Origin of the sequence: Roseomonas sp. 18066, assembly GCF_902706185.1 — a bacterium.
In the GTDB taxonomy this organism is placed as follows: Bacteria; Pseudomonadota; Alphaproteobacteria; order Acetobacterales; family Acetobacteraceae; genus Pseudoroseomonas.
Window position 1 is genome coordinate 1 of record NZ_CACSJM010000285.1, and the last position, 2,710, is coordinate 2,710.

The following is a 2,710-nucleotide window of genomic DNA, read 5'->3' on the forward strand; positions in this document are numbered from 1 at the left end:
TTCGATGGAACGACGGAGCGTGACCCTCGCTTCTTTACGGGCTCGATCGCCCCAAGGGGTTCCGGGCTACGCTCCGCCACCGCTCCGGACACTCTAGCAACGACCGAGCGCGATGGCGCCAAGTTACAAGGGGTCCAGGGGAATTCATTCCCCTGGCCTGTTTAGATTTCTAATATCCCTGTCGGATTGCTCCGCGAAAAATTCCTGTTGTGATAAGGGTCTTGCAGCAGCGCATCCCCCCATCGGCGCCGCATCCAGTCGTGTTCCGCCTGGAATCCCGGCCGGTGGCGGTCGGAGCCGCGGGAGGCGGATTCCAGGTGCAGCAGCTCGGCGAAGGGGGTGCAGACCACGCGCAGGCCGCTCTCGCGGATGCGCAGGCACAGGTCGATATCGTTGAAGGCGATGGGCAGGCGGGCCTCGTCCAGGCCGCCGACATCCTCGAAGACCGCGCGCTTCAGCATCAGGCAGGCGCCGGTCACCGCGGCATGGCTGCGGGTGAGCGCCAGCGAGCCCCAGTATCCCGTGTCGTCGCGGCGGGCGAAGGCGTGGCGGTGCCCGGCGACGCCGCCGGCGCCCAGGCTGACCCCGGCATGCTGCACCCGGCCATCGGCGTAGAGCAGCCGGGCGCCGACCGCGCCGATCTCGGGCCGGGTGGCGTGGCGGACCATCTCGGCCAGCCAGTCGGGGTGCAGCACGTCGATGTCGTTGTTGAGGAGGAGAAGGAGATCGCCGCAGGCGATGCGGGCGGCGGCGTTGTTCAGCGCCGAATAGTTGAAGGCGCCGGGGATGCGCAGCACGGTGACGCGCGGGTCCATCGACAGCGCGGCCAGCAGAGCGGCGGTGGCGGCCTCGCGGCTGTCATTGTCGACGATGATGATCTCCAGCGGGTCCCAGTCGGTGCGGTGCAGCAGCCCTTCGACGCAGCGCGCCAGCAGGCCGGCGCGGTCGCGGGTCGGAATGATGACGCTGACCCGCGGCGGGCGCGGCGGCAGCGGGAAGACCACGCGGTTCCACAACGGCGCGCGCGGCGCCGGCAGCACCGTGGCCTGGCCGATGCCCTGGGCCGCCAGATGCTCGGCGACGGCGGCGCGGGAGGCCGCCTGGCAGGCCGCGGCCGAGGCCTCGGAGAAGCTCGCCACCGGCCCGCCGCGGCGCCAGTGGTACAGGATCTTCGGGATGTGGTGGATGCGGGCGGCGCCGGCCAGGCCGGTGGCGCGCAGCGCCAGGTCGTGGTCCTGGCTGCCGTCGAAGCCGCGGCGCAGCCCGCCGAGCCGCTGCAGCAGGCTGCGGCGATAGACGGTCAGGTGGTTCAGGTAGTTCTGGCCCAGCAGCAGGTCGGGATCGAAGCCGGGCTTGAAATAGGGATCGCTGCGGCGGCCCTCGGCGTCGATCTTGTCCTCGTCCGAGTAGATGACGGCCGCATCGGGCGCGCGCTGCAACAGGGAAGAAATCTCGAAGAAGGCGTGCTCGGCCAGGGTGTCGTCATGGTCCATCAGGGCGACGACATCGCCGCGCGCCATGGCCAGCGCGCTGTTGGTGGCCTCGGCGATGCCGCCATTGCGGGCGCGGCGCTGCCAGCGGATGCGCGGGTCGGCGGCGGCGGCCTCGGACAGCAGGCCGGCCAGCGGGTCGCCCGGCGTCGCGTCGTCGACCAGGCACAGCTCCCAGTCCGGGTAGAGCTGCGCCTGCAGCGAGGCGATCGCCGCCTGCAGCAGGGCGGGCGGCGTGGCATAGGCCGGCATCGCCACCGAGATCAGCGGCCGCCAGTGGAAGGCCGCGATCGCCAGCCGGATGTCGTGGCGCGCCGCCTCGTCGCGGGTGTCGCGCGCGGCGATCCAGCGCTGGTACAGCGCGGCCTGGCGGGCGGCGTCCAGCCGGGGATGGGCGGCCAGCGCCCGGCCCAGCCAGGGCAAGGCCGGGCGCAGCGCCTGGCGCAGCCCGGCCCGCACCCCAGGATAGCGCGCCAGCAGCCCGCCCAGCGCCGAGACCGAAGCCGTCAGCGCGCCGCTCACAGCCAGGGCAATTCGAGCTCGGCCAGCGTCAGCCCGCCCTCGCGCCGCAGCGAGACGCGGCCGCCGCGCTGCGCGGCGAGCTCGCGCATCAGCGCCATGCCCTCGCCGCGGGCTTCCTGCGGCGGCGGGCCCCAGCCGTCATCGCCGACCTCCAGCTGCAGCGGCCGGCCCGGCAGAGCGATCAGGGTGACGGCGACATGGCCGCGGGCGCGGGCATGCAGGCCGTGCTTCACCGCGTTGCAGACCATCTCCTGCGCGATCCGCAGCACGGTCTGCTGCAGCGCGGTCGGGCAGGCGCCCTGCACCGCCACATCCAGCCCGATCACCTGATGCGCATACGCCTGGGCGGCGATGGCCTGGCGGGCCAGCACCTCCAGCCGGTCCTGCATGCGGCCCGGGCGGCGGGTCAGGCCGAACAGCGCATCGGCGACGGCGACGGTGGCGGAGAGGCGGCGCTCCACCGCCTCGGCCAGGGAATGCGCCTCGGGGGTATTGGCTTCTTCGGCCATGATCCAGACCTCGCAGAGCAGGCGTTGCCAGGTGTTCCCGCTGTGGTGACGCAGCTGGCGCAGGCTCAGCGCCTCCTCCGCCTCCGTCTCGCGCGCCGGCCAGGGCGGCAGGCGGCGGGTGGCGTTGGGCGCCGGCCGCGCCGCCAACGCCCCCCCGGCGGCGGGTGGGGTCGGGTCGCTCGGGGACAT

2 protein-coding genes are annotated in these 2,710 nt (G+C 73.1%); both read right to left on the reverse strand.

What is annotated here, in order from left to right:
• Positions 1–161 precede the first annotated feature (161 nt).
• On the reverse strand, positions 162–2,012 hold the full coding sequence (locus GVN67_RS28655; RefSeq protein WP_160000707.1) for a glycosyltransferase: 1,851 nt from the start codon (positions 2,010–2,012) through the stop codon (positions 162–164).
• On the reverse strand, positions 2,009–2,710 hold a 702-nt coding region (locus GVN67_RS28660; RefSeq protein ID WP_200845440.1), incomplete at its 5' end, for an ATP-binding protein. The genes GVN67_RS28655 and GVN67_RS28660, both read right to left, overlap by 4 nt.